1 protein-coding gene is annotated in these 3236 nt (G+C 61.0%); it reads right to left on the reverse strand.

Features of this window, described 5'->3' with window-relative positions; translation table 11 throughout:
• Window positions 1-164: 164 nt before the first annotated feature.
• Complete coding sequence (locus tag ACLD9W_RS12180) at window positions 165-2876, reverse strand: FG-GAP-like repeat-containing protein (RefSeq protein ID WP_410842259.1); 2712 nt, start codon at window positions 2874-2876, stop codon at window positions 165-167.
• Window positions 2877-3236 lie beyond the last annotated feature (360 nt).

Genomic DNA, 3236 nt, shown 5'->3' on the forward strand with positions numbered 1-3236 from the left:
TCAGAACGGCAAAGCGAACAGCAAAGCGAACAACAACCCGCACCGCAATGCGCGTAATCACCGAGTTTGGTTGCCCTGCCCGACGGGGTGGGGGAACACAGTTACCTCATGCTGGCTACGCTTGCTGTATCTTCCGTATTAGCTTTGAGGCCGTCTGAAAGGGTTTACTGCTGTTCGATGCGGTGGTACTGCCCGGTTTTCAGGATGTAGGTCTGCTCTTTGCCGTAGCCGCACCAGCGGACGGTGATGCGGGCTTCTTGGTCGGGGCGGCTGCCAAGGCCGAAGAGGATGCGGCGGTCGTTTTGCGCGGCGAGTCCGTTGTTGGCGTAGACCTCGCGGTGTTGCGCCGCGCCGGTGGGGCTGTTTTCGGCGGCGAGGACGAGGGTGCTGCCTTGGGCGTCGCGGTTGCAGCTTGTGCCGTTGCCGACAAGTTGCAGCCCTATCCAGTTGGCGGGTTGGCTGTCGTTGCGGTAGAGGCTCGGGGCGGCGGTCATGTGTGTGACGAGGCTGTCGAGGTCGCCGTCGTTGTCGAAGTCGGCGAGGATCATGCCGCGCGAGGTGCCTTTTTTCGTCCAGCCGGCCTGTTCGGCCACGTCGACGAAGTAGGCGCCTTTATTCATGTAGATGCGGTTGGCTTCGCTGCCGAAGACGCAGCGGCCGCGCACGTCGGCCCAGCGGTCGGCGTAGCCGTGTACGTCGGGGTTGGTGAGGGCGATTTGTGCGTTCCAATACCAGTAGTCGGGGCAGACGGCTTCTTTTTTGTCGTAGGCGTCGTCGGCCATGCCGTTGGCCTGGATGAAGTCGAGGCGGCCGTCGCGGTCGAGGTCGCCGAAGGCCGCGCCCCAGCCGAATCGGCGTTCGTTGAGGGCGTTGCGGCGGGCGGCTTCGTCGGTGAAGGCGGCGGCGTCGGTCTGGCCGGGGCGGCTGTAATTCATCCACAGCAGGCTGCCTTCGGCTTGCAGTTTTTCGTGGACGTTGGAGACGTGGATGTCGGGGCGGCCGTTGTCGTCGAGATCGCCGAAGGTGGCGTTCATGCCTTTGTAGGTGTCGCGGCCGATTGCGCCGGCGAAGCTGCCTTTGACGGGCAGGAAGCCTTTGCCCTGTTGGTTGAAATACAGTTCGTCCGGGCCGAAGTCGTTGGCGATGTAGAGGTCGGGGTAGCCGTCGGCGTTGAGGTCGCCGGTGGCGGCGGCCATGGTCCAGCGTTTGCCTTGAAAGCCGGTTTGGGCTTGGGGGACACGCGCGAAGCGGCCGCCGCCGAGGTTGCGGAAGAGCAGGTTTTCGTCGGCATTGTTGGCGTTGTGCCAGCTTCGGTGCATCACGTCGAACATGCGCCGGTCGCCCGGGTATTCGGGCTCGGGGAGTTTGAAGATGTTGTAGGGGACGCTGCGGCCGTAGCCGGGAAGGTGGGTTTGCATGACGTTGCCGACGAAGATGTCGAGTTTTCCGTCGCCATTGAAGTCGAGGACGTTGGTGGCGACGCTGATTTGGTAGTTGTCGAGGCCGCTTTGCTGTCCGATTTCGCTGAAATTCAGATGGCCTGTTTCTTTGAGTTCGTTGCGCAGCAGGCGGCCTTTGCCGAAGCCTGTGCCCAGAAGCAGGTCTTGGTCGCCGTCGTTGTCCATGTCGAACCAGGTGGCGGAGGCGATGAGGCCGTGTTGCTCGGGGCGGGTGCGGTGCGGTGCAAGGGCGGGGATGTCGAAACGCTCGAAGCGGAAATTTCCTTTGTTTAAAAAGAGTTGGGCGCGGTCCTGCTCGGATTTCAAGGGCTGGGTGAGGAAGATGTCGGGCAGGCCGTCGTTGTCCGCATCGGCCACGGCGGCGGCGTCGCCGACGGAGAGCAGCCATTTGGCGATGTGGTGCATGCGCGGGTCGGTGCGCTGCCAAATATCGCCCTGCGCGCCGCCCATGCCGCTGTGCGCGGCGGGGATTTCGACGAAACGGAAACGCGCTTCGTCGGCGGCGAAGGCGTGGGTGGCGCGGTATGCGCCCCAGCCGGTGAGGCCGATGAGGCCGGTGAGCAGCAGGGCTTTGGCCTCTTGTCGCAGGATGGCGGCGGGGTGGCGGTAGCGGGCGCGGTTTTGCCACAGCAGCCACAGGCCGCGCAGGGTCATGTAGGCGAAGGCCGAGTAAAACAGGGTGGAGAAGCTCTGGAATTTGTGCAGCAGCAAATCGACGAACACGATGAAAAAAGCCATGAACACCTGCCCTTTGCGCGACTCGGCCGAGGTGGGCGGGTCGGTGATCATAAAGAAGGTGAAGAGGTAGAAGGCGGGCGAGGAAAACGCGCCCATAAACAGGGTTTGCGGCGGGATGTGGTGGCGCAGCAGCCAGGCGCGCAGGCCGAGCTGCATGGCGTAAAACGCAAGAAAGGACACGATCAGCACGCTGCGGCGGATGTTGAGCGCGAACAGCATCAGTGCGGCGGTGGCGATGAAAAAGGCGGTAACGCCCGCGCCGCCCCACTGGTAGGCCGGCGCGGGCGTGATCATGCCGTCGCTCAACACCAGCGCGGCAATCACGCCGAACAGGCCGGGGTTGTAAACATGCCGCCCGTTTACGGTGAACACGTATTTCGAGGCGGTGGCGAAAAACGGCGGCACCAGCGCGAGCCACAGCCCGTGGGAAAAATTGGTGAGCACCGACAGCCCCAGCCCGGTAATCAGCCCGCTGATGGGCACAAGCAGCGTTTTCTTGCGCAACAGATAGTGCAGCGTGCAGTCGAGCGCGACGCACACGGCCAAAATCAGGCCGACCTGCACGGGGCTGCGGTTGAACCCCCAAAAGGTGATGCCGCAGAACACAAAGGTGAATTGCAGCAGCAAAACGGGCAGGCGGGGGTCGTTTTTCGCGGGAACGCGGTCTAAGGGAATCATGGGAAGAGGCCGTCTGAAAAAAGTGCGGATTATAGTGCAAACGGGCGCGGCGCACGGTTAAGGCCGTCTGAAAACGGGGGTTTCTGTGAGTTGGGCTAGACACTCGCCCTCAAGGAATAGATTTGAAGAATTTGAGAATACCGCAACAAGAAAATTCACGGCAGGCAGAGATTAACTCAAATTATCACTTGACGCAAGGATATTACAGATATTTTTTCAAAAACTTCGCTTGTAGGTAAATCATGGCTTCTAGGGCGTGTTGACATTCAAGCCAGCCTTAAAACCGTAGCAGCCAGATAAATGTTGGCAGCAAAAGATTCATCCGTCTTTTCACAACGCATCGCAATCTTTTTAAACTCC

This window comes from Neisseria sp. WLZKY-1, assembly GCF_046546535.1.
Lineage (GTDB): Bacteria > Pseudomonadota > Gammaproteobacteria > Burkholderiales > Neisseriaceae > Neisseria.

Bases quoted from the DNA above. Each gene is read 5' to 3' on its own strand.
- ACLD9W_RS12180 (WP_410842259.1), bottom strand. From the start codon at position 2,876: ATGATTCCCTTAGACCGCGTTCCCGCGAAAAACGACCCCCGCCTGCCC.